1 pseudogene is annotated in these 233 nt (G+C 74.2%); it reads right to left on the reverse strand.

Annotated elements, in window-relative coordinates:
- Window positions 1-233 (reverse strand): annotated as a pseudogene (locus KVT44_RS57280) (cytochrome P450); the annotation flags it as partial.

Genomic DNA, 233 nt, shown 5'->3' on the forward strand with positions numbered 1-233 from the left:
CCCAGAGGGGTCCGTCGATCTTGTAGTCGGTGCTGTGCGCCATCGCTCCGGTGAGGGCCGGCGAGGTGAGCGCGCACACCGTCTTGGGGCCCAGCTTGCGCCGTACGACGTCGCCGTGGTCGCGGAGCCGGGCGAGGAAGCCCAGCGGGTCCCGGACCAGTTTCCAGCCGTGGCCCAGGACGGGGACGCCGCCCCCGGCCAGGGGTGGGACGGGGAGCTGTGGTGCGGCGGGT

The organism is Streptomyces sp. GbtcB7 (genome assembly GCF_019091445.1).
Lineage (GTDB): Bacteria > Actinomycetota > Actinomycetes > Streptomycetales > Streptomycetaceae > Streptomyces > Streptomyces mirabilis.